Here is a 26,960-nt window from a genome sequence, read left to right on the forward strand (position 1 = left end):
GGACACGCGGATGACGGCGTCCGTCGTCATCTGCGTGTACACCGAAGACCGCTGGAGCGACATCCTCGCCGCCGTCGACTCCGTGCGCGGGCAGTCGTACGCCGCGCTGGAGACGCTCCTCGTCGTCGACCACAATCCGGCGCTGCTCGACCGGCTCGGCGAGGAGTTCGGGGACGCGGCGGACGTGCGGGTGCTCGCGAACGCCGGGCCGCGCGGACTGTCCGCCGGGCGCAACACGGGGATCGCCGCCGCGCGCGGCGAGATCATCGCGTTCCTCGACGACGACGCCGTCGCCGAGCGGGACTGGCTGCACTGGTTCGCCGCCGGCTACACGGACCCGCGCGTCCTCGCGGTCGGCGGCCGCACCGAACCGATCTGGGCCTCGGGCCGCAGGCCGCCGTGGTTCCCGGAGGAGTTCGACTGGGTGGTGGGCTGCACGTACAAGGGGCTGCCGCGCGGCAAGGTCAGGGTGCGCAATGTGCTCGGGGGCAACGCGTCGTTCCGGCGCGGCGCGTTCGACATCGCGGGCGGCTTCGCGACCGGCATCGGCAGGGACGGCGACAAGCGCCCGCTCGGCTGCGAGGAGACGGAGCTGTGCATCCGGATCACGCGGGCCAGGCCGGACGCGGTGCTGCTGATCGACGACCGGGCCGTCATCCACCACCGGGTGCCGGCCGGGCGCGAGCGCTTCGGGTACTTCCGCACCCGTGCGTACGCGGAGGGCCTGTCCAAGGCGCTCGTCGCGCGCAGCGTCGGCGCGGACAAGGGGCTCGAGACCGAGCGGGCGTACACGACGCGGGTGCTTCCCGCGGGGGCGGCGCGCGGCGTGCGGGACTTCGCGCTCGGCAGGGCCGGGGGCGCGGGCCGCGCCGGTGCGATCGTCACCGGGGTCCTCGCGGCAGCCGGGGGCTACGCGCTCGGCACGTGGCGGGCGCGGGGCGGCGGCGCCACGTTCGCCGTACCGGAGATCGCCGCACCCGGCCCGCCCGCCGCCGACGGTGCGGTCGTCGACGGCACCGGGAGAGCGGAGGCGGTGGCATGAGCGCGCGGCACGAGGCGGCGGTGCCGATCCTCATGTACCACGCCGTCTCCTCCCACCCGAACGACGCGACGCGTGGACTCTCCGTCTCCCCCAGCCAGTTCGCCGAGCAGATGGAGCTGCTCGCCGACCACGGCCGCACCCCGCTGACCACCGCGGAGCTCGCCACGATCTGGCGCGGCGACGGCCGCACGCTCCCCGACCGGCCCGTCCTCATCACCTTCGACGACGGCTACGAGGGCGTGCACACGCACGCCCTGCCCGCGCTCGCCAAGCACGGCTTCGCGGCGACCCTGTTCGTCTCGACGGGCTGGCTGCGCGGCGCGTACGACACCGGGGGCGGGCTCGACGCGATGCTCGACTGGGACCAGGTGCGGGCGCTCGCCGGACAGGGCGTGGAGATCGGCGGGCACAGCCACACGCACCCGCAGCTCGACCAACTCGACGACGCCGACCTGGAGTTCGAGCTGTTGCGCTGCCGGGAGATCGTCACCGGCGAGCTGGGCCGGGCGCCGCGCTCCTTCGCGTACCCGTACGGCCACTCCGACCGGCGGGTGCGGCGGGCGGTGCGCGCGATCGGGTTCACCCAGTCGCTCGCGGTCGGCAACGCGCTGGCGCGCCGCCGCCAGGGCCCCTACGCCCTGCGGCGGGTCACCGTGCGCCGCTCCACCGACGTCACCGAGTTCGAGCGACTGATCGACGGCCGCGACATCGGCCGCACCTTCGCCAGGGACCGTGCCCTCACCAAGGGTTACGCCGTGGTCCGCAGAGCCCGACAGGCCCGCCGGAAGGCAGCGCGAATCCGTGTCTGACACGACCACCTCCCCCGCCCAGGCCGATCCGGCCACGACCGACACCGGACCGCGGCAGGCCGGCCGCAGGCTCAGGCTGCCCGGCATGGGGCGCGGCAAGAAGGGCAGCAAAGACGGCATGGGCGGGTCGGGGGGCGGTAGCCAGCTGTTCCGGAACGCGTATGCGCTGATGCTGAACACCGGCATCTCCGGAGTGCTCGGCGTCGGCTTCTGGCTGGCCGCCGCGCACTACTACACGGCGGACGCGGTCGGTCAGGGGTCGGCCGCGATCGCGGCGATGAAGTTCCTCGCGGGCCTCACCGCCGTGACGCTGACGGGTGCGCTCGCCCGCTTCATCCCCGTCGCGGGCCGCGCCACGGGCCGCCTGATCTTCCGTACGTACGCGGGGAGTTCGGCGGCCGTCGCGTTCGCGGCGCTCGTGTTCCTGCTGACGCTCGACGTGTGGGGGCCCTCGTACCGCTTCCTGCACGGCACGCTGCACGGGCTCGGGTTCATCGCGGCCGTCATCGCCTGGTCGCTGCTCACGCTCCAGGACGGGGTGCTGACCGGGCTGCGCAGCGCGCTCTGGGTGCCGGTGGGCAACACGGTGTTCTCGCTGGTCAAGCTGGGCCTGCTGGTCGCCTTCGCGACCGCGCTCGCGACGACCGGGGTGTTCGTGTCGTGGGTCGTCGCGATCGCGTTCTCCGTGATCCCGCTCGGCCTGCTCGTGTTCCGGCGGCTCGTGCCGCGGCACATCGAGGCCACCGCGGGGAAGGCGGAGCCGCCGTCGCTGCGGGAGATGGGCCGGTTCCTCGCGGGCGACTACACCGGCTCGCTGTTCTCGCTCGCCGTCGTCTACCTGGTGCCGGTGATCATCGCCTCGCAGGTCAGCTCGGCGGACAACGCGTACTTCTACATCACGACCACGATCGGCGGCACGGTCAACCTGCTGGCCATCAACATGGGCGCCTCGCTGACCGTCGAGGGCTCGCACGACCCGGCGCAGCTCGCCGCGAACACCCGGGCCGCGCTGCGCCGCATGGCCCGCATCATGCTGCCGATCTGCGGGCTCCTCTTCGTCCTCGCCCCGTACGTGCTGCACGTGTTCGGGCAGGACTACTCGGAGGCGGCGACGCCGCTGCTGCGCTGGTTCGCGGTCGGGGCGGCGCTCCGGGTCGTCATGGAGACGTACTTCGCGGTGCTGCGCGCGCAGAGCCGCACCTCCGGACTCGCCTGGCTCCAGGGCCTGTTGTGCGTGCTCGTGCTCGGTCTGACGCTGCTCCTGCTGCCCCGGATGGGCCTCACGGGCGCGGGCGTCGCCGAGATCTCCTCGCTCGCCGTCATCGTGGCGATCGCCGCGCCGAAGCTGTGGCGTGTGGTGCGCGCGGCGCCCGCGGCCCCGGTGCCGCAGGACGCGCCGCCGGACGGGGACCTCGCCGACCTGGGCGTGCCGAAGGTGCCGGCCGTGGCGGGCGACGGGCCGAAGTGGGCGCTGCGGGACGCGATGGACTCGGACACGTTGCGGCTCGCGGTGCAGCTCAATCTGGACCACCAGGAGCGCAGGCCGGACGTCCGTCCGGGGCCCGTGACGCCGGCGGCGGGCACCCGTATGCCCACGTGGGCGACCGGTCCCGGCGCGCCGTCGTCCCCCTCTCAGGCGTCCCTCTCCCAGCCGTCCGCTTCTCAGGCTTCCAGCGATGAACACGGCGAGGACGGATCCGCCCCCGTCGAACCGCGACCGGAACCGGACCCGGCACCGGCACCGGCACCGGTCCGGCGTCCCCGGCTCACGCCCTCCGTCGTCGTGCTCGCCCTGCTGCTCGTCGCGGCGGTCGGGCTCTACTGGGGGCCCGTGCTCGGGATGGGCGAGGCAGACCTGGACCGGATGGGCGGGCTCGGCCTGATCTCCGTCCTGTCCCCCGTGACGCTGCTCGGCGCGGCCCTGCTCATCGGAGTCTTCGCCTCGCTCCTGTGGCTCGAACGCCCGCACAAGCGGCTGCTCCTGCTGACGCTCCTCGCCACCGTCGTCTCTCTGCACGCGCTGCCCGCCGTCATCGAGGCCGAGCCGCGGTTCGCGACGGCCTGGCAGCACCTCGGCTTCATGGACTACATCGACCGCACCGGCTCCGCGGTCCCCGACCTGGACGCCCGCTGGAGCTGGCCCGGCTTCTTCGCCACCGCCGCGTTCCTCGCGAAGGCCTGCGGGGTGAACGACCTCACCGAGGTCATCCGCTGGTGGCCGACCGTCATCCAACTCCTCTACCTGGCCCCGATGTTCCTGCTGCTGCGCTCGATACGGGCGAGCTGGCGGGCCAAGTGGACCGGCCTCTGGATCTTCGTCCTGAGCGGCTGGGTCGGCCAGGACTACTTCTCGCCGCAGGGCTTCACGTACCTCCTCTATCTGGTCTTCGTGGCGATCCTGCTGGTGTACTTCCGGGCGCCGCGCGTGCTGTGGGCGAAGCGGCGCCCCGGCGAGGCGGAGGTCGGGGGGACCGACCGACGGCAGCGCGCGGTGCTGCTCGTCGTCCTGATCGCCCTGTTCGCGGCGACGGTCCCGGCGCACCAGCTCACGCCGTTCGTGATGCTGGGCGTCCTCGCGGTCCTCGTCCTCGTCGGCCGGTCCGAACTGCGGGGCCTGCCGCTCCTCTTCGGCGTGATCGTCGTCGTATGGCTGGGCTTCCTCGCCGAGCCGTACTGGTCGGGTCACTTCAACGACCTGTTCGGCGGCGTCGGCGGCGTCGGCGGGAACGTGACGTCGTCCGTGTCCGGCCGTATCCAGGACGGCAGTTCGACCCACAAGCTGGTCCTCTACACGCGCGTGCTGCTGGCAGGCGCCGTCATGGCGTTCGCCTGCTACGGCTGGTGGCGGCGGCGCGACTGGAAGTACCGCGAGCGCTCGCTGCTCGTCCTCGCCTTCGTGCCGTTCCTGGGCTTCGGCATGCAGTCGTACGGCGGCGAGATGGCGCTGCGCGTCTTCATGTTCGCCCTCCCGGGCTCCGCCCTGCTCGCAGGGCTCGCGCTCTTCCCGCGCACCGGCGTCACGGCGAAGGAGCGCGACAAGGACCGCATCAGCCTCGCGCCGCTGGCCGCGCTCATGGCGGGGCTGCTGCTCATGGGCGGCTTCCTGGTGGCCCGCTGGGGCAACGAGCCGTTCGAGCGGATCCGGCCCGGCGAGGTCGCGGCGATGGAGTACGTCTACGCCCACGACGAGCCGACCGTGCGGCTGCTGTGGATGAGCAATGACACGGTGAACAACGTGACGCCCGCGATGCCGTGGGGCGCCCGCGACATGGAGAAGGTCAACTACGTCCCGACGCTCGCGCCCGCCGACCCGGTCCTGGTCGGCGGCCTCGTCAAGGCACTCAAGGACGCGGGCCCGAACTCGTACCTCATGCTCAACAAGAGCCAGATCGTCTACCTGCAGATGGACGTCGGCTACTCGACGTCCTGGCCCGCGCGCCTCGTCGAGAACCTGGACCGGCGCACGGAGCTGAAGAAGGTCTACGTCAACGCCGACGTCACCATGTACCAGCTCCGCGACGAGCCGGCCGGCAAGGCGCCGAAGGCCGATCCGGGGCCGATCGGCCCGCAGATCACCTGGACGCCGTGGTCGCTGGTCGGGGCGCTCGCCGCGGTCGCCCTGATCGTGCTCCTCACGGCCCGCGAGGTCGTCCGGGTGGCGGTGCGCCCCAGCACCCGCCAACTCCGGTGGCTCCAGAGCACGTTCTGGTTCTCGCTGCCGCTGCTCGCGGTGGTCCTGGCCTCGCTGATCCAGCGGTTCATCACGATGGGGCTCAACTGACCGTACGGAGGTGAGGGCTGCGGCGCCCGGCTAGCGGCGCAGCCACTTCACCTCGTAGGCACCCATCTCGAAGCGCTTGCCGTCGATCTTCGCGCTGATCGGGCGCTTCAGGATGTTCACGACGAGGACGGTCCTGTCGGTCGCGAGGACCCGTACGTTCGGCACGTCGTCCGGGGCGACCGACACCTTCTCGAACGTGGTGCCGGGGCCGAACTCCTCGTTGAAGCGGGACACCAGGTCGTACATCGGCAGCTTGCCGCCGCCCGACGCGCGGTCCGTGGGGCGCCACAGGCAGCCGGCGCAGCCCGCGCCCTTCTCGTCCTCGGGGTTCCAGTAGAAGCCGGACCTGGCCCCGCCCCTGACCATCGCGATCATCCCGGAGGCCTGCACGGCGACGCGGTGCGGTTCGCTCCAGCCCTGCCGCTCGTCGCGGCTGTCGGCGGGCTCCACGTAGTACTCGGCCCACCACAGCGGCAGATCGCCGGTCTGCCGCTCGATCCATAGGCCGACGGCGGTGAACTTGTCGGTGGCCGCGAACTCGTCCGGCAGCATCTCGTCGTCGTTCGTGTAGCTGGACCCGTCGACGACGACGAAGTCTGCGCCCTCCTTGTTCCTGTTCCAGTACGTGAAGGCGTCGACGATCCGCTGGTCGAGGCGCCCCCAGGCGCCCTTCACCGCGTCGGACCCGCCGTCGTCCTGCTTCGGGTGGACGCTGTCCATGACCAGGTAGGGGCCGCCGACCATGATGTCCTTGTCGACGCCCTTCAGCGCCTTGTAGACGAGGTTGTAGAGCTTCGTGTACCCCTCGTAGTCCCAGCGGGCCTCGTCGTCGTTCCAGAATCCCTTGAACTCGTTCCAGACGATGAAGTGCCGTACGTACGGGTACCGCTTGGCGACCGTCGCCGCGAGGTTCGCGAAGTCCTTGTAGTGGTCGGGCGACGGGGCGGTCTCCAGGCTGGCCCGACTCCAGTCCGTGTTGCCGACGCCCGCCTTGCCGCCCTTCATCCAGTCGGGCGCGCAGCACAGGGTGACCACGGGGGTGCCGCCGGACTTGCGGATGAAGTCGATCCGCCGGTCCATCTCCTCGAACTGGTAACGGCCCTTCACCGGCTCCGGGTTGCTCGCGCCCCAGCCCATGATGTGCTGGTTCTGCGGCAGCGGGCGCTCGCCCAGGAGTTTCTCGGCGCGCTCCGTCGCGCTCGACGCGCCCTCGTCGGCGGAGAACTGGGTGTGGGTGAACCCCCAGCCGACCTGCGGCCCCAGCTTCTTCGGCGGCTCACCAGGGGTGTCGTGCACCTTCGCGCCGTCGGGCGTCGTGCCCGCGGTGTCGTGGCCGCCGCTCGGAAGCGTGCTGATCACCGTCAGCACCAGGGCCAGTACGGCCATCCCCACGCCGAGCAGGGCGATGAGTCGCCATCGCCGCGCCCCCGATTCCCACCCATGACGTCCCATCAAGGACAAGAGTAACGAGGTGAGTTGGCGGAAGGACCAGCTCCGTTGCCACGGACTCGTAACGAGGTTCGACAGCTGACACGGGCGTGTCGGCCGGGACGCGCTGCGGAAATTCCGTGCGGTCGACCCCTTCGTGCCGGATCATGGCGGCATGTCTGCGAACCCTTACGACGTGCTGCCGGTCCGGCTGGGCGTCGACGACAGCGACTCGCCGTCCGACGTCGTCGACGCGCTGTTCCTCGGCCGCTTCGCCACGGGCGAGCAGCCCTTCTCGCACGCGAAGAACATCGACCGGGTGCGCTCGGCGGCGACGCTGCTGCCGCCGGGGGCGCGGGTGCTGCGCTCGGCGCGCGACGACGACCGGAGCGCGACGCTCGCCGAGGGCGACGGGTGGACGCTGCTCATCTCCCGGTGGAGCAGGGGCGCGGACGTCACCGTGACGGCGACGACGGCGGAGCTGGCGGAGAAGGTCCTGAAGCAGGCCACGGACGGCGCGGCCGACGAGCCGGAGCCGCAGCCGGAGAACGTGGCGATGGGGTTCTGGTACGTGTCCCCGCGCCGCGGGCCGCACCGGACGACGCGGCAGATCTCCGCCGGTACGTGGGAGGAGGTCAGGCCCAACTACACGGCGCCGGTCGCCGAGGCCATGGACGAGTTGATGAAGACGCGGCCCGAGGACATCGCGGGCCGGCTGCTCCTGCTGCACGGGCCGCCGGGCACGGGCAAGACGTCGGCCCTGCGGACGCTGGCCCGCTCCTGGCGGGACTGGTGCCAGGTCGACTGCGTCCTGGACCCGGAGCGGCTCTTCTCCGACGTCGGCTACCTGATGGACATCGCGATCGGCGAGGACGACGGCTCGGCGAACGGGCGCTGGCGCCTGCTCCTCCTGGAGGACTGCGACGAGCTGATCCGCGGGGAGGCGAAGCACACGGCGGGTCAGGCGCTGTCGCGGTTGCTGAACCTGACGGACGGGCTGCTCGGGCAGGGACGCAACGTACTGGTCGGGGTCACGACGAACGAGGACCTGGAGCGGCTGCACCCCGCGGTCGTGCGGCCCGGCCGCTGCCTGGCGCGGATCGAGGTGTCGGGGCTGACGCGGCGTGAGGCGACGGAGTGGCTGGGCACGGACGAGGGCATCGGCCGCGACGGCGCGACCCTCGCCGAGCTCTACGCCCTCCGCCGCGGCATCACCCCACCCTCCTCGGTCCCCGACCCCCGCGGCGGCGCGGACGCGGGCCTGTACCTGTAGCGGGTCCGGGCCCCGCGCCTCGATCGTGGGCGGGGCCGTCATGCCGAACCGGCGTTCCACCCTCGGGGTTCCGTCCGAACCCGAGGGTGGAACGCCGCAAGGGCTCACTTCACCTACCTGCACCGGCGCTCGGGCCGCTGCCGCCGCCCAAGCCCCCACCACCCGCCCCTCCAGGAGCGTTGCCACCCCGGGGAGTCGCCTGTTGCGGCCAGCCGCACCCGCACTCGCACCACCGGAACGGCCCCCACCATTGCGGTCGACCGCGGCCCTGGGTCGCCCCCCGGCCGGCCCTCTCCAGGGGCGTAGGCCACACGGGGTGCCGCACCGCGGCCAACCGACACCCGCCTCAGGCACGCGTCCTCCGAAACTGCGCCGCCCCCACCACGCCTCGAGCACACGACCGCCGGAACGGCTTCCCGCCCGGTGCGGTCGGCCGAACCGCGCCGTGGGCAAAACAGCCGCCGGAACGGCCCGCCCGCCCCGACGGGCAGCCCTCACCGCCGCGGGCCACCTGCCTCCCGCAGACTCCGTCCGGGGAGGCCCAGGGCGGCAGAGTGGGCAAGGCGCCCCGGTGCAGGCCGCACCGGCGGTAGGCGCCAACCCCGACGCCGGCCACCAGGCCCGGTGCAGCACACCGAAGCGGACAGGCCGCGAGCCCTCGAATTCGGCCACCCGCGGGGCCCAAGCCCCCCGGAGGGGCAGGCGGGTGGGACGTAGGCGGGGCATTCGGAGCATGCGGCGGTGCCGCACAACCGTGGAGCCGGGCCCGGCGGCATCAGCGGTGCCGCCTCACGGCAACGACAGGCGCCGCCCCGGCACAGGCCCCACGCCCACAGGGGCCGAGCCCCCAGAGGGGGCGCGAGGGCGGGAGATAGGCGAGCAACGGGAACAACGACCGGCCCGCGGCGCCACAGCCGCGCCACGGCAGACACCTGCCCCGGCACAGCCGGGAAGCACGGCGCCGCGCAACCGGGACCAGCGGCCGCGCGCACGGCCAACGGCGCCGCATCACGACAGGGAACAGCACCGCCCCAGCGCCACAGAAACGACGACCTGGGCCCATCGCAGGCCCCAGGCCCACGGGGGCCAAGCCCCCGGAGGGGGCGGGAGGGAGGGAGATAGCCGGGCAACGGGGAAAGCCGGGCCGCAGCGCCGCAGACGCGCAACGGCAGACGCCCGCACCGGCGCAGCCGGGAAACACGGTGCAGCGCAATCAGGAAGAGCGGTCGGGCAGGCCCAGCGGCCCCGCGCCACACAAACGACGAGCGCCGTCTCGGCGCAGACCCCGCACCCACGGGGGCCGAGCCCCCGGAGGGGGCGGGTGGGTGGGAGATCGGCGCGCAACGGGGAAGCACGGTGCCGCGCAACCGGACGACAGAGCCCGGCCACCGCGCCGCACTCCGGACGACCGGGCCCCGGTTACGCGTACGCCGCGCGCAGAGCGTCCCGCGCGGCGGAGAGGGCCGCCGATTCGGAGAGGCCCAGGCGGTGGGCCCGTTCCGCGTACGCCTGCGCCGCGGACGCCGCCTCCCGCTCCGCCGCGTCCCCGGCCGCCGCGACGAACGTCCCGTTGCGGCCCCGCGTCTCGATCACCCCGTCCGACTCGAGGGCCCGGTACGCCTTGGCCACCGTGTTCGCGGCGAGGCCCAACTCCTCGGCGAGGCCGCGCACCGTGGGCAGCTTGTACCCGACGGGAATCGCCCCGGACCGGGCGAGCTCGGAGATCTGGGCCCGCACCTGCTCGTACGGCGCCCCACTGTCGTCAATGCGGATCTTCAAGGTCACGCCGTCGATTCTCCCGCAGCGCCGAAAAATGGGAGGCACCCGGTGGCGCGCGGCGCGTAGCGTGCGCCCCCATGACCGTCATCGTGCGCACGCTGCGCCTGGACGAGCCGTCCGACCCCGCGGCCTTCGCCCGTGTCCGGCGCGCCTGTCTCCCCGCCATGCTCGCGACCCCGGCCTCCGTCGCGTACGACGCCGCGCACGCCCACCCCGACGCCCACTACCGCCAGCTGGTCGCGCAGACCGGCGACGGCGAGGTGATCGGCACGGCGCAGGTCGGCATCGCCCACGACAGCCCGGAGCCGGGCCAGGGCTACGCGAACGTGTACGTCCACCCGGACCGCACCGGCCGCGGCGCCGGCACCCTGCTGCTGCGCACGGCGGAGGAGCACCTCGCCCAGCACGGCGCGACCCAGGTGCACTGCTGGGCCCTGGACGCCCCGCGCAACCTCGCCTGGGCCGCGGCCCGCGGCTACCGTCGCGGCCGCAGCGCCCACTTCCTGCGCCTCGACCTGGCGACCCGCCCCCTCCCGCCCGCTCAACCGGTGCCGCCCGGCGTCGAGTTGCGCACCGCGTCCACGTACGCCGCCGACCCGCGCCCTCTCTTCGTCCTGGACGCGGAGGCCACGAGCGACGAGCCGAGCGACATCAAGGCCGAACTCACCGACTACGAACAGTGGCTGGCCGACACCTGGCACCAGCCCCTGCTCGACCACGAGCTGACGACGGTGGCCGTCGTGGACGGCGTCCCCGCCGCGTTCTCCGCCGCCCTGACGGACGGTGAGGGCCGCTATGTGTCGGGCATGACCGGAACCGCCCGCGCCTTCCGCGGCCGGGGACTGGCCAAGCTCGCCAAGAACGCGTCGCTGCACCGGGCCCGCGCCGCCGGCGTCACCGTGGCGTTCACCGGCAACGACGCGGGCAATGAGCCGATGCTCGCGATCAACAAGTGGTTCGGCTACGTACTCGACACGACGGAGATCCGCCATGTCCGCCCCCTCCCCCACTGACGGCGTCCGCCACGTGCACCTGCGCAAGGCGGGCCGCACGAAGATCCGCTACCCGGTCGACCTGCTGCACGACGACGGCACCCGGATCACGGTCCGCGCCCCCTGGGCCGGCGACGGCGTGCGCGACTTCGGCTTCGTCCGGTTCGCCCCCGGCGACGTGTTCACCGAGCACTACTGGCGCGACCGCTGGTACGCCGTCAAGGAGGTCCGCACCGCCGACGGGACGCTGAAGGGCTGGTACTGCGACATCACCCGGCCCGCCGTCCGCACCGACGAGGGCGACATCGTCTCCGAGGACCTCGATCTCGACCTGTGGGTGTCGGCCGACGGCGGCGAGGTGCTGCGGCTCGACGAGGACGAGTTCGCCGACAGCGGCCTCGCCGAGCGGGACCCGGAGGCCGCGCGGGCGGCGGTCCGCGCCCTCGACGACCTGGAACGCCTGGCCGAGCGGGAGGGCCTCGCCGCCCTGCTCGGCCGGTAGCCGCTCAGACGGTCCCGACCACCGCGTACCTCTCGTCCGTGACGGCCCGGCCCCACAGCCGGGCGTCCCCGGAGAGGGGTTCGTGGCGGACGGCCGCGACGAGCGGCGCGAGCGCGTCCGTGAGCCACGCCCCCGGGATCCCGGCCGGGCTCACCTCGCCCCACACGCCCTCCACCAGCACGATCCGCCCGCCGGGCCGCAGCAGCGAGACCCAGCGCCGCAGCACGGCCCCGGTGTCGGGCAGCGCCCACAGCACGTGCCGCGCGAGCACCACGTCGTACGATCCCGGCTCGACCGGCGGTCGCGCGGCGTCCCCGAGCAGGAACTCCGCGTCACGCCCCGCGAGCTTGCGGCGCGCGTGTTCCAGCATCCGCGGCGCGCTGTCCACGCCGGTCACCCGGTGCCCCCGCTCGACCGCGAGCAGTGACAGGCTGCCCGTCCCGCACCCGAGGTCGAGGACGTGTCCCGCCGCCTCCGGCAGCCACCGCGCGAGCCGCCCCGCCCAGGCGGCCCTTACGTCCTGACCCCGCAGGCCGTGGTCCGGTTCGTCGTCGAACGCGTCCGCCTCCGCGTCCCAGTCGACCGGTCCCTCTGTCGTGCCCCCATGTGTCGTCATGCCCCCATCGTGACAACGGCCACTGACAATTGCGCTTCGAAGGGGGACCCTCCGGGAACAGGTCTACAACGGCACCACGTTGGAACCCGTGTAGGTACAGGAGGCACCATGCGCCGAGTGACCATGCACAAGCCGACCGGAGCGAGCACCATCACGCGCCGGCTGCGGGAGGATGCGGCCGAGCGCGGGCGGGAGCGCCCCGAAGTGCGCAAGGACGTCCGGAAGACCTGGTGGCCGGACGAGTGAGCGGTGCGGGTCAGACGGCGCCGGGAGCGAGCCGTTTGCGGTAGTGGACGCGGTCGTAGGGGCCGTCCGTGCGGCGCTCCACGACCTCGTATCCGTAGCGCGGGTACAGCTCCTGGTTCTCCCACATGAGGGCGTTCGTGTAGAGCCGCACCTCGGGGAGCCCGAGGGCGCGGGCGTGCTCGTCCACGAACGCGAGCAGGCGGCGGCCAAGGCCCCGGCCGTGCGCCTCGGGGTGGACCGCGATGCTGTCGAGGAAGAGGTGGTCGTCCCGTGCCTCGACGACCACCAGGCCGACGACGTCCGGCTCCCCGGTGACATGGACGCGGCCCGCCGCGACGTTCGCCGCGTGGTCGGCCTCCATCGGCGCGGGCACGACACCGATGCGGGCGATGTAGTGGTGGTACGCCGCGTCCGTGACCGCCTTGACGGCGGGCACGTCGGCGGCGGTCGCCCGCCGGATCACGGGCTCATGGCGTTCGTCTGTCATGCCGTCCTGTCTACGTCACTCCCCCTCCCGCGCACCACCAGCTTCTTGACGAGCGGCCACGCCACGATGAGCAGCACGACGGCGTAGACCGTCACGGAGAACGGGGTGTCGACGAGCCCGCCGACGCTGCCGTCGCTGATCTGGAGGGCGCGGCGCAGCTGCTGTTCGGCGTTGGGGCCGAGGATGACGCCGATGACGGCGGGCAGCACGGGCAGTCCGTAGCGGCGCATACCGAAGCCGATGAGGCCGACGATCAGGAGGATGACGAGGTCGACGGCCTCGCCGCCCACCGCGTAGGCGCCGACGGCGGCGAAGAAGAGGATGCCGGCGTAGAGGTACGGGCGCGGGATGCGCAGCAGCTTCGCCCAGACCGGGGCAAGCGGCAGGTTCAGGGCGAGGAGCAGCACCATGCCGACGAACAGCGAGGCGATGAGGCCCCAGACGAGCTCCGGTTCGCGTTCGAAGAGGAGCGGGCCGGGCTGGATGCCGTACTGCTGGAAGGCCGCGAGCATGACGGCCGCGACCGCGGTGGTCGGGAGGCCGAGGGTGAGCATGGAGACGAGCGTGCCCGCCGCCGAGGCCGACGAGGCCGATTCGGGTCCCGCCACGCCTTCGATGGCGCCCTTGCCCCACTCGTCCTTGTGCTTGGAGAGGCGCTTCTCGGTGACGTAGGAGAGGAACGTGGGGATCTCGGCGCCGCCCGCGGGGATCGCGCCGAACGGGAAGCCGATGAGGGGGCCGCGCAGCCAGGACTTCCAGGTGCGGCGGACGTCCGAGCGGCCGAGCCAGGGGCGGCCCACGGGGATCGCGTCGCCGCTGGTGCGGCGCAGGTGGGCGGCGACCCACAGGGCCTCGCCGATGGCGAAGAGGCCGACCGCGACGATGACGACGTCGATGCCGTCGGCGAGCTGCAAGGAGCCGAAGGTGAGGCGCTGTTGGCCGGTCATCTGGTCGAGGCCGACAAGGCCGAGGGTGAGGCCGATGAGGAGCGAGGCGAGTCCGCGTACGCGGGAGGAGCCGAGCACCGACGTCACCGCGATGAACGCGAGGACCATGATGGCGAAGTAGTCGGGCGCGCCGATGTCGACGGCGAGCGCGGCGACCTTGGGGGCGAGGGCGACCAGCAGGATCGTGCCGATCATGCCGCCGGCGAAGTGGCCGACGGCGGCGGCCGCGAGGGCCTGTGCGCCGCGTCCGGACTTCGCCATGGGGTTGCCCTCCATGGCGGCGACGACGGCGGCGCTCTCGCCGGGGGTGTTGAGCAGGATCGAGGTGGTGGAGCCGCCGAACATGGCGCCGTAGTAGATGCCGGCGAACATGATGAAGGCGCCGGTGGGTTCGAGTCCGTACGTCACCGGGAGGAGCAGGGCGACGGCCATGGCGGGGCCGATGCCGGGCAGGACGCCGATGGCGGTGCCGAGGAGCACGCCGATGGCGGCCCACAGCAGGTTGATCGGGGTGAGGGCGGTGCCGAACCCGTCGAGGAGTGAGTTGAGGGCGTTCATCGGGTCACAGCACTCCCATCAGGGGGCCGCCCGGCAGGGGGACGCCGAGCAGGTTGTTGAAGACGATGAAGGTGAGGAGGGCGAGCCCGGCCGCGATCAGGGGGTCGCGGGTGAGGTTGCGGCTGCCGAGCGCGTAGGCGGCGCCCCAGAACAGCAGGGCGCCCGCGACGGGGAAGCCGAGCGGTTCGATGAGCACGGCGGTGGCGAGGAAGACGCCGGCGAGCAGCAGGACGGTGCGCCAGTCGGCGGGTTCGGACAGGTCGATGTCCTCGCCGGCCTCGGCCTCTCCCCTGCCGCCGCGCAGCACGTCGACGGCGAGCAGCACGGCGACGAGGAGCAGCCCGATGCCGACGACGATCGGCACGGTCTTGGGCCCCACGGGCCCGCGCTGGGAGATGTCGACGTCCATGGTGAGGGCGTCGGTGAGGACGAGCACGCCGAGCGCCAGGAGCAGGACGCAGACGCCGAGTTCGGAGTGTTCGCGCAGCCAGGACGCGCGGGTGCGCTCGGCCGGGCGGGTGTCGGTGGCGGTCACAGGCCCAGCTCCTTCAGTACGGACACGACACGCTTGTCCTCGGCGTCGAGGAACGTCCCGAAGTCGTCGCCCACGAGGAAGGCGTCGTCCCAGCCGTTCACCTCGAGCGACTTCTTCCATTCCTTGGAGGCGTGCAACTTCTTGACGAGGTTGGTGAGTTTGGCGCGCTGCGCGTCGGAGATGCCGGGCGGGGCGACGATGCCGCGCCAGTTGGTGAAGTCGACGTCGTAGCCGGACTCCTTGAGGGTGGGCGCGTCGAGTCCGGTGGCGCGTTCGGGGCCCGTGACGGCGAGGAGGCGGAGCTCGCCGCTCTTGATCTGGTCGAGGTACTCGCCGACGCCGGAGACGCCGAAGGCGACCTTGTTGCCGAGGATGGAGGCGAGGAGTTCGCCCCCGCCGTCGAACGGGACGTAGTTGACCTTCTTGGGCTCGATGCCGGCGGCGCGGGCCATCAGCATCGGCGCGAGGTGGTCGGGTCCGCCGGGCGAGGAGCCGCCGCCGACGGGCAGCTTGCCGGGGTGCTTCTTCCAGGCGTCGACGAGCTGCTTGATGTTCTTGTACGGGGAGTCCTTCGCGACCACGACGACGTCGGACTCCTCGGTGAGCCGGGCGATGGGCGTGGTGTCGGCGAGGGTCTTCGGGGAGTGGTTGGAGCGGGCGGCGCCGACGACGCCGAGGCCCATGGACATGGCGAGCTTGCCGTTGCCGTGCTCGCCGACGAGGCGGGTGAGGCCGACGGTGCCGCCGGCGCCGGGCAGGTTGAACACCTCGATGTTGTGGGTGAGTTCGGCGTCCTCGGCGTTCTTCGCGGCGGTGCGGGCGGTGATGTCGTAGCCGCCGCCGGGCGTGTTGGGGACCATGAGACGCAGGCCGGGGATCCGGGTGCCGGTGTCGGCGCCGCTGCCCGAGGTGAGCAGCGGGGGCGCCACCAGGACGAGCAGGGCGGACCCGAGCAGGGCGAGGGGTGTGCGCAGGCGCACGTGTGCCACCTACTTCTTGGGTTCGTTTTGGGGACGGGTTGGTTGTGAGGTGGCCCACATGTTGCCCACGCGTTAACAAGCTGTCTCTCTTCCGCAAGCAACGAACGTTGTGGTCCTTGTGGTCGCGTGCCTAACCTGCGCCCGTGACAAAGGTCTTGATCAAGGTCTTGATCGTGGACGACGACTTCATGGTCGCGAAGCTGCACAGCCGGTACGTGTCCGCGATGGACGGGTTCGTGGTGGCCGGGGTGGCGCACAGCGGCGAGGAGGCACTGCGCGTCGCGGCGGCGGTGCGGCCCGATCTGGTACTGCTCGACGTGTACCTGCCCGACATGGACGGCGTGGAGGTGCTGCGGGCGCTGCGGGCCGAGGAGGAGCGGGATCCGGGGCGTGTTCCGGTGGACGCGCTGTTCATCACGGCGGCGCGGGACGCGGACGTGGTGCGGGCGGCGCTGCGGGCGGGGGCGCTGCACTATCTGATCAAGCCGTTCAACCAGGCGGCGCTGCAGGAGCAGTTGCGGCACGTGGCGGCGTTGCGGGCGCGGCTCGACGATCTCGGGGAGGCGCGGCAGGAGGACGTCGACCAGATCTTCGGGGCCAGGCCGCCGGGGTCGCGGGAGCTGCCGAAGGGGCTCGCGGCGCACACGGCGGATCTGGTGGAGCGGACGCTGCGGGCGCATCCGGACGGTCTGTCGGCGACGGAGTGCGCGCAGGAGGCGGGGTCGTTGTCGCGGGTGAGTGCGCGCCGGTACCTGGAGTTCTTCGCGGGTACGGGCCGGGCGCGGGTGTCGCTCCGCTACGGCGGGACGGGCCGCCCGGAGCGGCGGTACCGGTGGGTGTCCTGAGGCCGGTACGAGGGGGCGTCGGAAGGGGTGTCCTGAGGGGAGTCTGAGTGGCACCTTAAGGGGGCCATAAAGATCCACTCGGAGCGCTGTTCGGCGCCGATCAGGCTGTTTTTCCGGGCTAACTTCCTTGCCGCACCCCCCAATGCACGTGATTGCACTCGATCAAGGAGCACACCCATGCCCGCATCCCGTCGCAAGGTCACCGCGTTCGCCACGCTCGGCGCGCTCCCCCTCGCGCTGACCGCCCTGTCGGCGGCGCCCGCGGCAGCGCACGGCACGCTCGGCGACCCGGTGAGCCGGGTCGCCGCCTGTTACGCGGAGGGCGCCGAGAGCCCGACGTCGGCGGCGTGCAAGGCGGCGGTCGCCGAGGGCGGCCCGCAGGCCCTGTACGACTGGAACGGCATCCGGGACGGCGAGGCGGCGGGGAAGCACCAGGAGAACATCCCGGACGGCAAGCTGTGCTCGGCGAACTCGGAGGAGTTCAAGGGCATGGACCTGGCGCGCGACGACTGGCCCGCGACGAAGGTCTCGGCGGGCTCGTACACCTTCAAGTACAAGGTGACGGCCCAGCACAAGGGCACCTTCAACCTCTACATGACGAAGCAGGGCTACGACCCGTCGAAGCCGCTGAAGTGGTCCGACCTCGACCTGGAGAACCCGGTCGCGACGAAGACGGACCCGACGGCGTCGAACGGCTACTACACGTTCTCCGGCACGCTCCCCGACCGCACGGGCCGCCAGCTGATCTACGGCATCTGGCAGCGCTCGGACAGCCCGGAGGCCTTCTACTCCTGCTCCGACGTGACGTACGGCGGCACGTCCACCGCCACGACGGCCTCGGAGCCCACGGACCGGCAGATCGCCGCGGACGCCGACAAGTCGACGATCGACCACGGCGGCATGGACATGGGCGAGGACCACGCCACCCACGAGCCGGCCAACGCCCCCGCGGCCCAGGGCGGCACCACCGAGAAGCAGAACCTCGCGGAGACGGGCGGCGACTCCGCCACCCCGTACGTCGCGATGGGCGGCGCGGCGGCCCTCGCGATCGGTGCGGCCACCCTGCTCACCTCGATGCGCCGCCGCGCGACGAGCGGCCGCCACGGTCGCTGACCTTCACCAGGTGGGCCTGATCGGGCCGTTGGGCGCGAGGGCGAGCAGCCGCTCCGTCAGCGCGTGGGCCTCTCGCTCGCCGATCCGCTCCGCCCAGGGCCGTACCGCTTCGGCCGCGGCCTCCTCGGCGGCCCGGGTGCAGGCCCACCCGCGCTCGGTGAGGACGACGAGCCGGGCCCGCGCGTCCCGCGGGTGGGGCTGCCGCTCGGCGTAGCCCTTGCGCACCAGCTCGTCGACGAGCTGACTCGCCGCCTGCTTGGTGACGCCGAGGTGGGCGGCGAGTTCGGTGCCGGTGGCGCCGCCGGCGGCGAGCCGTGCGAAGGCGAAGCCGTGCGCGGGCCGCAGTCCGTCGAACCCCCTGGCCACGACGCCTTCGTGGATGCGTCGCGTCAGCTCGCTCGCGGCGGCGAGCAGGGCGGCGGTCAGGTTCATGGCGTCGGCGTTCTGCACGCGGTCATTCAAACACCCTTGACAAGATGGTCAAGCAGCCTGACTATATGGTCAAGCCGCTTGACCATCTGGGCGAGCGGCACCGGCCCACCCACGGGCGTCAGCCCACCATGAAGGAGAAGCCATGCCGGTCGTCCGCGCCCCGGAAGCCGTCGTCCACGAACTGCACGGCGCCCGTTTCGTCTCGTACGCCTCGTCGACCAGCGGCAGCAAGGAGCTGGCGGCCTGGCGGAGCGAGATCCCCGCGGGCATGAAGGGGCCCGCGCACACGATCTCCCGCGAGGAGGTCCTGCACGTGCTCGGCGGCACCCTGGTCCTCAGCCTCGACGGCACTCCCCACACCCTCACGGCCGGCGACACGGCGATCGCCCACGCCGGCACGACACTCGGCGTGGAGAACCCGACGGACGAGCCGGCCTCGATGTGGGTGACGGCGCCGATCGGCCTGGAGGCGGAGCTCGCGGACGGGACCCGGATCGCCCCGCCGTGGGCCCGGTAGGGCTCAGGCCGCGGGGGGTGTCGCCGCCGCGGGTCGCACCGCGTCCGGGCCGTACTTCCTGCGGGCGCGGTCGACCGCCTCCTCGATGCGGCGGTCCCGCTCGTCGGTCGGGTCGAACAGGAGCTGGCGGGAGGCCTGTTCGGCCGCGACGAGCTGGTCGGCGCGGAGGGTGAAGGAGCGGACCCGGGCGCGTTGCAGGGCGAGGCGGTCGTGGAGGTCGTACGCGGCCGCGGTGAGGGCCGGGGTATGGGCGGTGGCCTCGGCCAAGGTGCGGGTGCGCGTGGTCGTGCTGCGGTCCGCGTAGCGCACGGTGAGGGCGAGGGACCGGGTCGTCTGCTCCTCGGAGCGCAGGCGCAGACCGAGCCGGTCGGTGAGGGCGAGCAGCGCGGCGCGTTGCCGGTCGCGGTCCAACTCGTCCTGCGGGAAGCCGTGTTCGACGCGGATCGAGCGGGCGGGCGCCGCCGGGACCACGGGGGTCGGGTCGAGGCCGCGGGCGGCGTCGTGCAGGCGGCGGCCCGCGGCGGCGCCGAGGATGCGTTGCAGGGTGCCGAGCGGCGCTGCGGCGATCCTCCCGACGCTGTCGAGGCCGTACGAGGACAGGGTGCGGGCGGTCGCGGGCCCCACGCCGTACAGCGCGGCGGCCGGTTTGTGGGCGAGGAAGGCGGTGACCGCGTCCAGGTCGGCGGGCAGCTCGCGGACGGCCGACGGCGGCCCGTCGGCGGCGACCATGCGGGCCAGCATCGGATTCGTGGCGACGCCGACGGTCGACCGGATCCCGTACAGACCACCGGTGCGGGCCCTGATCCGTTCGGCGAGGGCCGGGGCGTCCGTGCCGAAGTAGCGCAGGCCGCCCGTGACGTCGACCAGCGCGGCGTCGGGCGGCAGCGCCTGCACGAGGGGCGTGAACTCGGCGAGCAGCGCGAGCAGACGGCGGTAGAGCTGCTCGTCCGTGAGGTCGTGGAAGTGGATGTAGAGGATCTGCGGCACGTGTTCCTCGCCCTCTCTCGTCATCCCGCGCTCCCCGGGCTCTGGTGCCACAGCTTGCGGCTCTGCTTGACGGGTTCGCCGGGTGGCTGGAGGTCCGCCCAGGGGTGCAGGTCGTAGCCCGTCTCCAGGCGGATGCTGCGGCTCTCCGTCGTGTCGGCGGCCGCGGGGCGCTGTTCGGTGAGCCGGTCGGTGACCGCGGACAGGCCGCCGGTGCGGCGCAGTTCGGCGAGTTCGGTGAGGTCCCAGGCGGCGGATCCGGTGACCGAGAGCGCCTTGCCGCTGCCGCCGCCGCGGCGCTGCACCACTCCGCGTACGAGGAGCAGCCAGGAGTGGAAGACGGTGTGCGCCGCCGCGTCGTGGCTGTCCTCGAAGAACGCGCAGTCGACGAGCCCGGAGGTGTCGTCGAGCGTGGTGAAGATGACGCGCTTGCCGGAGCGGACGGGCGGCGTCTGCACGGCGCCCTTCGCGCCGGCGACCAGGACCACCTGTCCGTGCGGCAGGTCCTTGAGACGGCGCGCGGAGGCCACGCCGAGTTCGTCGAGCAACTCCCGGTGGTCGCCCAGGAGATGGCGCGAGGTGTCCATGCCGAGCACGCCGAGTTCGGCGCCGAGCCGTTCGACGTCGTCGAGGTCGGGCAGCTGGGCGGGGGCCACCTCCGCGGGCGCCTCCCCCGTCTCACCGAGCGCCAACTGGCCCTGCGCGCCGCTGCGTTGGGCCCGCAGCGACTCGGCGATGTGCAGCATCAGGTCCCGCCGGTTCTTCCCGAAGGCGTCGAGCGCGCCGACCTGCGCGAGGCGTTCGGCGACCGGCCGGGAGGGGCGGGCGCGGGAGAGGAAGTCCTGGAGGGAGACGTAGGGGCGGCCCGCGACGATCCGCTCCGCCTCGGCGTCGCTCATGCCGCGTACGTCGGCGAGCGCGAGCCGGATGCCGTGCACCAAAGATGCCCCCTCCCCACCATTTATGTCAGACACCAGTTCGATTCGGTAGGCCGCGTCGGACGCGTTCACGTCGAGCGGCAGCACCGGCACCCCCCACCGCCGCGCGTCCGCGAGCAGCAGCCGCTTCGGGTACATGCCGGGATCGTGCGTGAGCAGCCCCGCGTAGAACGCCGCCGGATGGTGCGCCTTCAGCCACGCCGACTGGTACGAGGGCACGGCGAACGCCACGGCGTGCGCCTTGCAGAACCCGTACGCGCCGAACGCCTCGACGATCTCCCAGGTCCGTGCCGCGACCTCCTCCTCGTAGCCGCGCTCGCGGGCCCGCTGTTCGAACCAGGCGCGCACCCGCCCGACCTGGTCCGCCTTCGAGAGCGCCCGCCGCGTGTAGTCGCCGAAGGCGAGGCTGCACCCGGTCATGACGTGCAGGATCCGGATGATCTGCTCGTGGAAGACGACGACGCCGTACGTCTCCTCCAGCGCGCCCTTCAGGTCCTCGTGCGGGTACACGGGCGCCTGCCTGCCGTGCCGCGCCTTGATGAACGGGTCGACCATGTTGGCCGCGACGGGCCCCGGGCGGAACAGCGAGATGTCCACGACCAGGTCGTGGAAGGTCTCGGGCTGGAGCCGCGCGAGCAGATCGCGCTGGCCGGGCGACTCGGTCTGGAAACAGCCCAGCGTCTGCGACTGCTTGATGAGCTGATACGTCTTCGGGTCGCCGGGCGGCACCTGTTCCGGGTCGTCCAGGTCGATCCGCTCCCCGGTCGACCGTTCGATCTCGGCGACGGAGTGCGCCATCGCGGACTGCATCCGCACCCCGAGGACGTCGAGCTTGAGCAGCCCGAGGTCCTCCACGTCCTCCTTGTCGAACTGGGACATGGGGAAGCCCTCGGTGCTGGTCGGCACGACCGGGGTGCGGCGCAGCAGCGACGTGTCGGAGAGCAGCACGCCGCACGGGTGCATGGCGATCCCGCGCGGCAGCGCGTCGAGCGCCTCGACGAGGTCCCACATCCGGCTCCCGCCGTGCGCCTCGGGATCGATGCCGCGCAGCTCGGGGAGTTCCTGGAGCGCGGAGCGGGCGTCGCGGGCGCGGATGTGCGGAAAGGACTTGGCGAGCCGGTCCACCTCGGCCGGCTCCATGCCGAGGGCGAGGCCCACGTCCCGTACGGCATGGCGGACCCGGTACGTCTCCGGCATGGACACGGTCGCGACCCGCTCGGCCCCGAAGCGGTCCAGGATCGCCCGGTAGACCTCCAGGCGGCGGGCGGACTCCACGTCGATGTCGATGTCGGGCAGCTCCATGCGCTGTTCGGACAGGAAGCGCTCCATGAGCAGCCCGTGTTCGACCGGGTCGGCGGTGGCGATGCCGAGCAGGTGGTTGACGAGCGAGCCCGCGCCGGAGCCGCGCGCGGCGACCCGGATGCCGAGGCCCCGGGTGTCCTCCACGACCTGGGCGACGGTGAGGAAGTACGAGGCGTAGCCCTGCCGTTCGATCAGGCGCAGCTCGTCCTCCAGGCGCTCCCAGTAGCGGCGCTTGTAGTCGTAGCGGCGAGCCAGCATCGCGGCGTCGCAGCGCGAGCGGAGCACCCGCTCGGGGGTGCGGCGGGCGGCGCCGACGAGGCCGGGCTCGGGGAAGTGGACGCGGCCGAGCCCCAGGTCGTCCTCCGGGTCGACGCGGCAGGACTGGGCGGTCTCCTCGGTGACGGTGAGGAGGCGGCGGGCGGTGTTCTCGCGGTAGCCGGCGGCCTCGGACACCTTCAGGGCGATGTCGGCCATGTCCTGGGCGGGCTTGAGCCAGCGTTCGCCGCTGTCGAGGGCACCGCGCGGGTCGATGGGCACCAGGCGGCGCGCGGAGTCGAGCACGTCCGCGACCGGACCCTGGCCCGCGTCGGCGTACCGGACGGCGTTGCTGAGCACGGGGAGGATCCCCTGCTCGGCGGCGAAGCCGAGGGAGCGGGCGGCGTGCCGCAGCGATCCCGGCCCGGTGCCGCTCAGCCCGTGCGAGACGACCTCGATGCGCAGCGCGGCGCTGCCGTACCGCTCCCGCCAGGGCCCGAGCAGCCGGGCCGCGCGGTCGGGGCGCCCCGCGGCGAGCGCGCGGCCGACGTCGGAGTCGGGGCCGAGGAGCACGACGACGTGGTCCGCCCCGAGGGCGTCCCAGGGCAGCAGCGGACGGCGGTCGCCTCCCGCGTCCCGGTGCGCCGCGGTGACGAGGCGGCACAGCTCGGCCCAGCCGGCGGCGCCGTCCCTGGCGAGGAACGCCACGCGCTGCGCCGACTCGTCGACGAAGGCTCCTCCCCTGGCGGGGGTGCGCCGCCTCTCGGTGCGCTCGACCGTCTCCGCGGGTGCCGCCACGGCGAGATCCACGCCGAACAGCGGGCGGATCCCGGCCCGGCCCGCGGCCTTCGCGAAGCGGACGGCGCCGCCGAGGGTGTCCCGGTCGGTCAGGGCGAGGGCGTCGAGGCCGCGCTCGGCGGCCCGCTCGGCGAGCGCGTCCGGGTGCGAGGCCCCGTACCGCAGGGAGAACCCTGAGGCGGTGTGCAGATGCGTAAAACCCCGCATCCGAACCACCTCGCCACTACTCCCCCCTCTGTACGACCTGCCACATCAGCCTCATCAGGACCGATGCCCTCACCGTAAACCATGTTCGAATACTTGTGCGAGTCGAAACGCGAGGTGGCGGACCGTGCGGGGAGTCATACGGGGAGTCGCCCCACTCGTTCGGCCCTCCCCGACTGCACGAGCCGGGGCCGCGCCCGAGCGTTGAGGCATGAAGTTCGCCGAAGAGTTCAAGAACGCCGTCACGCCGAGAGCCGCGCTCCTAGTCATCGGCGTCCTGGCTCTCCAGCTCCTGTTCATCACCTCCTACGTGGGGGCGCTGCACAATCCGAAGCCGAAGGACGTCCCGTTCGGCGTCGTCGCGCCGCAGCCCGCGGCGGCGAAACAGCTCGCGCAGCAGCTGGACAAGCTGCCCGGCTCCCCGCTCGACACCCGGGTGGTCGCGGACGCGCGGACGGCGCGCGAGCAGGTCCTGAACCGGGAGATCGACGGCGCCCTGGTCTTCAAGGCGAAGGGCTCCCAGGACACCCTCTACGTCGCGTCCGGCGGCGGCACCGTCCTGGCGTCCGCGCTCGAGGGCCTGGCCACCACGATCGACGCCCAGCAGCAGCGCACCGTGCGGACCGTCGACGTGGCGCCAGCGTCGGCGCAGGACTTCGACGGCCTGTCCGCCTTCTACCTCGTCGTCGGCTGGTGCGTCGGCGGCTATCTGTGCGCCTCGATCATGTCGATCAGCGCCGGGTCCCGGCCCGCGAGCCCACAGCGGGCCGCCATCCGGCTCGGTTCGCTCGCGGTCTTCTCGATCGTGGGCGGCATCGGCGGCTCTCTGATCATCGGCGACTCGATCCTGAGCGCGCTGCCGGGGTCCTTCTGGGGGCTCGCGGGGCTCGGCGCCCTGGTCACCTTCGCGGTCGGCGCGATCACGCTCGCCCTGGAGGAACTCACCGGCGTCGTCGGCATCGGCCTCGCGGTGCTGCTCATCGTCATCGCGGGCAACCCGAGCGCGGGCGGCGCCTTCCCGCTGCCGATGCTGCCGCCGTTCTGGCAGGCGATCGGGCCCTGGCTGCCACCGGGCGCGGGCACCTGGGCGGCCCGCTCCATCGCCTACTTCAAGGGCAACGACCTCACCCAGTCGCTGCTCGTCCTGTCGGCGTGGGCGGTCGTGGGCGTCGTCGGCACCCTGCTCGTGGCGGGCGTGCGCGACAAGCGGCGCCGCGCGGGGGCCACCGAGGCCCGGCCCGCCGAGGTCTGACGCCCGGCGTTCGAACGCACGACGAGGCCCCGCCCCCGATGTCCGGGGCGGGGCCTCTCGCTCGTTCCGGTCGTCGGCCGGTCAGCCGATCTCGGTGCCCGTGGCGGAGAGCGCCTCGGTCACCGGCTGGAAGAAGGTCTCGCCGCCGGAGGTGCAGTCGCCGCTGCCGCCGGAGGTGAGGCCGACCGCCGAGTCGCCGGAGAACAGCGAGCCGCCGCTGTCACCGGGCTCGGCGCAGACGTCGGTCTGGATGAGGCCGTTGACGATGTCGCCGTTGCCGTAGTTCACGGTGGCGTCCAGGCCGGTCACCGTGCCGTCGTGGACCTGCGTGGTGGAGCCGGAGCGGGTCACCTTCATGCCGACGGTGGCGTCCGCCGCCTTGGTGATCTGCTGCGCGGAACCGTTGTAGAGGTTGACCTCGCTCGGGTGGTCGACGTCGGCCGTGTACTTCACGAGGCCGAAGTCGTTGTCCGGGAACTGGGAGTCGGCGTTCGTGCCGATCTCCTGGCCGCTGGAGTCCGACCACGTGGAGATCGACTCGGTGCAGTGGCCCGCCGTGAGGAAGAACGGCTCGCCGCCCTTGGTCACGTTGAAGCCGAGGGAACAGCGGCCGCCGCCCCCGCTGATGGCGTCGCCGCCCGCGATGAAGGGCTTGAACTCGCCCTGGCTGCGCTTGAGCTCCGCCTTGCCGCCGAGCTTGTCGACGACGCCGCTGAGCTGCTTCCAGTCGGCGCCCTTGACCGTGCGGTCGGCGGTGACGACGACCTTGTTGGTGGCGGGGTCGACGGCCCAGGACGTGCCCGGGATGGTCGCGTCCTGCTTCAGCGTCGTACGCGCGCCCTTGAGGTCGGCGAGCGAGTTCTGCACGACTCTGGCCTTCGCGCCGGCGGCCTGCGCCGTCTGCGCGGCCTCGTCGTTCAGGACGTTGACGACGAGCTGCTTGGCCTTGGCGTCGTAGTAGCTGCCCGCCGCGTCCGCGCCCAGGTCCTTGGTCAGGCTCGAGGCGAGAGTTCCGGCCTTGGCGATCGAGAGCTTCTGGGGGACGAGCTCCGGGGCGTCCGTGCTGGCGTTCGCGGTCTGGAAGGTGATGCCCGCGGCGACCACGGCGAGGATGCCCGCTCCGGCCACGGCGGCGCGCCGCTTGGGTATGCGTCGGTGCTTCAACTCACGTCCTCCTGTGGGGGGTTGGGATGACCGGTACGAGTGGGGTCGGACCGGCTCCGTGAGGCTGACCCGGCCACTATCCCGACCGTCACAGGGAACACACAAGGTCGACTTCCGGACGCGCGTTCGTCAACTCTCGTACGCTCCCCCTCACTCGAAAGCGCCATCGCGCCGCACGTCGATCCCCATTGCAAACACTCCGGGCTCCCAGGGGTGGGCGGAGGGTGAGGTCTACGCCTGTCCGGATTTCGCCCCTGGTTGCTCGCTCCGCTCGCCGATCGACAGCGCCCCCTCGGCGAGCTCCGTGACGGCGGCCTGCGCCGCGTGGACCGCGTCGCCGGGCGTGGCCCGCTCCAGGAAGCGCAGCAGTTCGACCGGGAACGGCAGCACCAGCGTCGAGTTCTTCTCGGCCGCGACCGCCACCACGGTCTGCAGCAGGCGCAGTTGCAGGGCAGCCGGCTGGTCGGACATCACCCCGGCCGCCTCGGCCAGCTTCTTCGACGCCTGGAGCTCGGCGTCGGCGTTGATGACCCGGGCCCTGCGCTCCCGGTCGGCCTCGGCCTGCCGCGCCATCGAACGCTTCATCGTCTCCGGCAGCGAGACGTCCTTGATCTCGACGCGGTCGATCTGCACGCCCCAGCCGACGGCGGGGCTGTCGATCATCAGCTCCAGGCCCTGGTTGAGCTTCTCCCTGTTCGACAGCAGGTCGTCGAGGTCGCTCTTGCCGATGATGGAGCGCAGCGAGGTCTGCGCCATCTGGGAGACGGCGAACCGGTAGTCCTCGACCTGCACCACGGCCTCGGCCGCGTCGACCACCTTGAAGTAGATGACGGCGTCGACGCGCACGGTGACGTTGTCCCGCGTGATGCCGTCCTGGGCGGGCACCGGCATCGTGACGATCTGCAGATTGACCTTACGGAGCCGGTCCACGAACGGCACGATCATCGTGAACCCCGGGCCGCGCACGGACTTGGTGAGCCGGCCGAGCCGGAACACCACCCCGCGCTCGTACTGCTTGACGACCCGCGCCGCCGCCATCACGTACACGGCTCCGGCACATGCGACGGTCACTCCCGCCGTCACCAGTTCCTCGACCATCTCACGGCCCCCCAGGGTCCGAAGTGGGCGCAAAAGGCGTGTACTTCGAAGGTAGGCCCGTAAGGCGGACAAAGGGAGAGCCC

The 26,960-nt window shown here is 72.6% G+C and carries 23 protein-coding genes; 11 read left to right on the forward strand and 12 right to left on the reverse strand.

Features of this window, described 5'->3' with window-relative positions; all coding sequences use genetic code 11:
* Positions 1-10: 10 nt before the first annotated feature.
* From ACTWJ8_RS10465 to ACTWJ8_RS10475, 3 genes are read left to right on the forward strand one after another with little or no spacing between them, the layout of a single operon-like run.
* Complete coding sequence (locus tag ACTWJ8_RS10465; RefSeq protein ID WP_443264857.1) at positions 11-1,042, forward strand: glycosyltransferase family 2 protein; 1,032 nt, start codon at positions 11-13, stop codon at positions 1,040-1,042.
* Positions 1,039-1,851 (forward strand): polysaccharide deacetylase family protein, encoded by an 813-nt coding sequence (locus ACTWJ8_RS10470; protein WP_443263659.1) that lies wholly within the window; start codon positions 1,039-1,041, stop codon positions 1,849-1,851. The genes ACTWJ8_RS10465 and ACTWJ8_RS10470 overlap by 4 nt, the downstream gene beginning before the upstream one ends.
* Entirely contained in the window at positions 1,844-5,632 is a 3,789-nt protein-coding gene (locus tag ACTWJ8_RS10475; protein WP_443263660.1) for a lipopolysaccharide biosynthesis protein, read from the forward strand. The genes ACTWJ8_RS10470 and ACTWJ8_RS10475 overlap by 8 nt, the downstream gene beginning before the upstream one ends.
* Positions 5,633-5,662: 30 nt before the next feature.
* Here the strand turns inward: ACTWJ8_RS10475 and ACTWJ8_RS10480 are convergent, their stop codons facing one another.
* Positions 5,663-7,084, reverse strand: coding sequence for a GH39 family glycosyl hydrolase (locus tag ACTWJ8_RS10480; RefSeq protein WP_443263661.1), 1,422 nt, complete (start codon positions 7,082-7,084; stop codon positions 5,663-5,665).
* 151 nt (positions 7,085-7,235) lie between these two features.
* Between ACTWJ8_RS10480 and ACTWJ8_RS10485 the strand changes: the two genes are divergently transcribed.
* A complete protein-coding gene (locus ACTWJ8_RS10485) occupies positions 7,236-8,333 on the forward strand; it encodes a DUF5925 domain-containing protein (protein ID WP_356387763.1) in 1,098 nt (365 codons plus the stop codon).
* Between the two features lie 1,419 nt (positions 8,334-9,752).
* On the opposite strand, the gene ACTWJ8_RS10490 is transcribed toward ACTWJ8_RS10485, so the two are convergent.
* The gene (locus ACTWJ8_RS10490) at positions 9,753-10,118 is read right to left on the reverse strand and encodes a GntR family transcriptional regulator (protein ID WP_443263663.1); all 366 of its coding nucleotides are present in this window, start codon (positions 10,116-10,118) and stop codon (positions 9,753-9,755) included.
* A gap of 71 nt (positions 10,119-10,189) precedes the next feature.
* Between ACTWJ8_RS10490 and ACTWJ8_RS10495 the strand changes: the two genes are divergently transcribed.
* Positions 10,190-11,125: a GNAT family N-acetyltransferase gene (locus tag ACTWJ8_RS10495; RefSeq protein ID WP_356387768.1), complete on the forward strand. Its 936-nt coding sequence runs from the start codon at positions 10,190-10,192 to the stop codon at positions 11,123-11,125.
* Positions 11,103-11,606, forward strand: a complete 504-nt coding sequence (locus tag ACTWJ8_RS10500; protein ID WP_443263664.1) for a DUF402 domain-containing protein — start codon at positions 11,103-11,105, stop codon at positions 11,604-11,606. Before ACTWJ8_RS10495 ends, ACTWJ8_RS10500 begins: the two co-directional genes overlap by 23 nt.
* Before the next feature lie 4 nt (positions 11,607-11,610).
* Here the strand turns inward: ACTWJ8_RS10500 and ACTWJ8_RS10505 are convergent, their stop codons facing one another.
* Positions 11,611-12,222: a class I SAM-dependent methyltransferase gene (locus ACTWJ8_RS10505; RefSeq protein WP_443263665.1), complete on the reverse strand. Its 612-nt coding sequence runs from the start codon at positions 12,220-12,222 to the stop codon at positions 11,611-11,613.
* Between the two features lie 108 nt (positions 12,223-12,330).
* Between ACTWJ8_RS10505 and ACTWJ8_RS10510 the strand changes: the two genes are divergently transcribed.
* Positions 12,331-12,468 (forward strand): hypothetical protein, encoded by a 138-nt coding sequence (locus tag ACTWJ8_RS10510; protein ID WP_356387776.1) that lies wholly within the window; start codon positions 12,331-12,333, stop codon positions 12,466-12,468.
* Between the two features lie 10 nt (positions 12,469-12,478).
* On the opposite strand, the gene ACTWJ8_RS10515 is transcribed toward ACTWJ8_RS10510, so the two are convergent.
* The 4 genes from ACTWJ8_RS10515 to ACTWJ8_RS10530 are packed head-to-tail and all read right to left on the reverse strand — an operon-like array spanning position 12,479 to position 15,975.
* A complete protein-coding gene (locus ACTWJ8_RS10515; protein ID WP_443263666.1) occupies positions 12,479-12,955 on the reverse strand; it encodes a GNAT family N-acetyltransferase in 477 nt (158 codons plus the stop codon).
* Positions 12,952-14,460, reverse strand: a complete 1,509-nt coding sequence (locus tag ACTWJ8_RS10520) for a tripartite tricarboxylate transporter permease (RefSeq protein WP_443263667.1) — start codon at positions 14,458-14,460, stop codon at positions 12,952-12,954. The genes ACTWJ8_RS10515 and ACTWJ8_RS10520 overlap by 4 nt, the downstream gene beginning before the upstream one ends.
* A gap of 4 nt (positions 14,461-14,464) precedes the next feature.
* Positions 14,465-14,995 (reverse strand): tripartite tricarboxylate transporter TctB family protein, encoded by a 531-nt coding sequence (locus tag ACTWJ8_RS10525; protein WP_443263668.1) that lies wholly within the window; start codon positions 14,993-14,995, stop codon positions 14,465-14,467.
* Positions 14,992-15,975, reverse strand: coding sequence for a Bug family tripartite tricarboxylate transporter substrate binding protein (locus ACTWJ8_RS10530; RefSeq protein ID WP_443264859.1), 984 nt, complete (start codon positions 15,973-15,975; stop codon positions 14,992-14,994). Before ACTWJ8_RS10530 ends, ACTWJ8_RS10525 begins: the two co-directional genes overlap by 4 nt.
* 155 nt (positions 15,976-16,130) lie before the next feature.
* Here ACTWJ8_RS10530 and ACTWJ8_RS10535 point away from each other — a divergent pair, with 155 nt between their 5' ends.
* Together ACTWJ8_RS10535 and ACTWJ8_RS10540 are read left to right on the forward strand one after the other, a co-directional pair.
* On the forward strand, positions 16,131-16,820 hold the full coding sequence (locus ACTWJ8_RS10535; protein ID WP_356387975.1) for a response regulator: 690 nt from the start codon (positions 16,131-16,133) through the stop codon (positions 16,818-16,820).
* Between the two features lie 177 nt (positions 16,821-16,997).
* The gene (locus ACTWJ8_RS10540; protein ID WP_443263669.1) at positions 16,998-17,933 is read left to right on the forward strand and encodes a lytic polysaccharide monooxygenase auxiliary activity family 9 protein; all 936 of its coding nucleotides are present in this window, start codon (positions 16,998-17,000) and stop codon (positions 17,931-17,933) included.
* A gap of 3 nt (positions 17,934-17,936) precedes the next feature.
* On the opposite strand, the gene ACTWJ8_RS10545 is transcribed toward ACTWJ8_RS10540, so the two are convergent.
* Entirely contained in the window at positions 17,937-18,383 is a 447-nt protein-coding gene (locus ACTWJ8_RS10545; RefSeq protein ID WP_356387791.1) for a MarR family winged helix-turn-helix transcriptional regulator, read from the reverse strand.
* Positions 18,384-18,507: 124 nt separating this feature from the next.
* Between ACTWJ8_RS10545 and ACTWJ8_RS10550 the strand changes: the two genes are divergently transcribed.
* The gene (locus ACTWJ8_RS10550; protein WP_443263670.1) at positions 18,508-18,882 is read left to right on the forward strand and encodes a cupin domain-containing protein; all 375 of its coding nucleotides are present in this window, start codon (positions 18,508-18,510) and stop codon (positions 18,880-18,882) included.
* 3 nt (positions 18,883-18,885) lie between these two features.
* Here the strand turns inward: ACTWJ8_RS10550 and ACTWJ8_RS10555 are convergent, their stop codons facing one another.
* Together ACTWJ8_RS10555 and ACTWJ8_RS10560 are read right to left on the reverse strand one after the other, a co-directional pair.
* Positions 18,886-19,893: a DNA polymerase Y family protein gene (locus tag ACTWJ8_RS10555; protein WP_443263671.1), complete on the reverse strand. Its 1,008-nt coding sequence runs from the start codon at positions 19,891-19,893 to the stop codon at positions 18,886-18,888.
* The gene (locus tag ACTWJ8_RS10560; protein WP_443263672.1) at positions 19,890-23,366 is read right to left on the reverse strand and encodes a DNA polymerase III subunit alpha; all 3,477 of its coding nucleotides are present in this window, start codon (positions 23,364-23,366) and stop codon (positions 19,890-19,892) included. Before ACTWJ8_RS10560 ends, ACTWJ8_RS10555 begins: the two co-directional genes overlap by 4 nt.
* 208 nt (positions 23,367-23,574) lie before the next feature.
* Between ACTWJ8_RS10560 and ACTWJ8_RS10565 the strand changes: the two genes are divergently transcribed.
* Positions 23,575-24,615, forward strand: a complete 1,041-nt coding sequence (locus ACTWJ8_RS10565) for an ABC transporter permease (protein WP_443263673.1) — start codon at positions 23,575-23,577, stop codon at positions 24,613-24,615.
* An 81-nt stretch (positions 24,616-24,696) separates the two neighbouring features.
* On the opposite strand, the gene ACTWJ8_RS10570 is transcribed toward ACTWJ8_RS10565, so the two are convergent.
* Both ACTWJ8_RS10570 and ACTWJ8_RS10575 read right to left on the reverse strand, forming a co-directional pair.
* Positions 24,697-25,779: a S1 family peptidase gene (locus ACTWJ8_RS10570; RefSeq protein ID WP_356387805.1), complete on the reverse strand. Its 1,083-nt coding sequence runs from the start codon at positions 25,777-25,779 to the stop codon at positions 24,697-24,699.
* Between the two features lie 231 nt (positions 25,780-26,010).
* The gene (locus ACTWJ8_RS10575) at positions 26,011-26,877 is read right to left on the reverse strand and encodes a slipin family protein (RefSeq protein ID WP_443263674.1); all 867 of its coding nucleotides are present in this window, start codon (positions 26,875-26,877) and stop codon (positions 26,011-26,013) included.
* Between the last annotated feature and the right edge of the window lie 83 nt (positions 26,878-26,960).

The sequence above is a fragment of the Streptomyces sp. SDT5-1 genome (genome assembly GCF_052245995.1).
Taxonomy (GTDB): domain Bacteria; phylum Actinomycetota; class Actinomycetes; order Streptomycetales; family Streptomycetaceae; genus Streptomyces.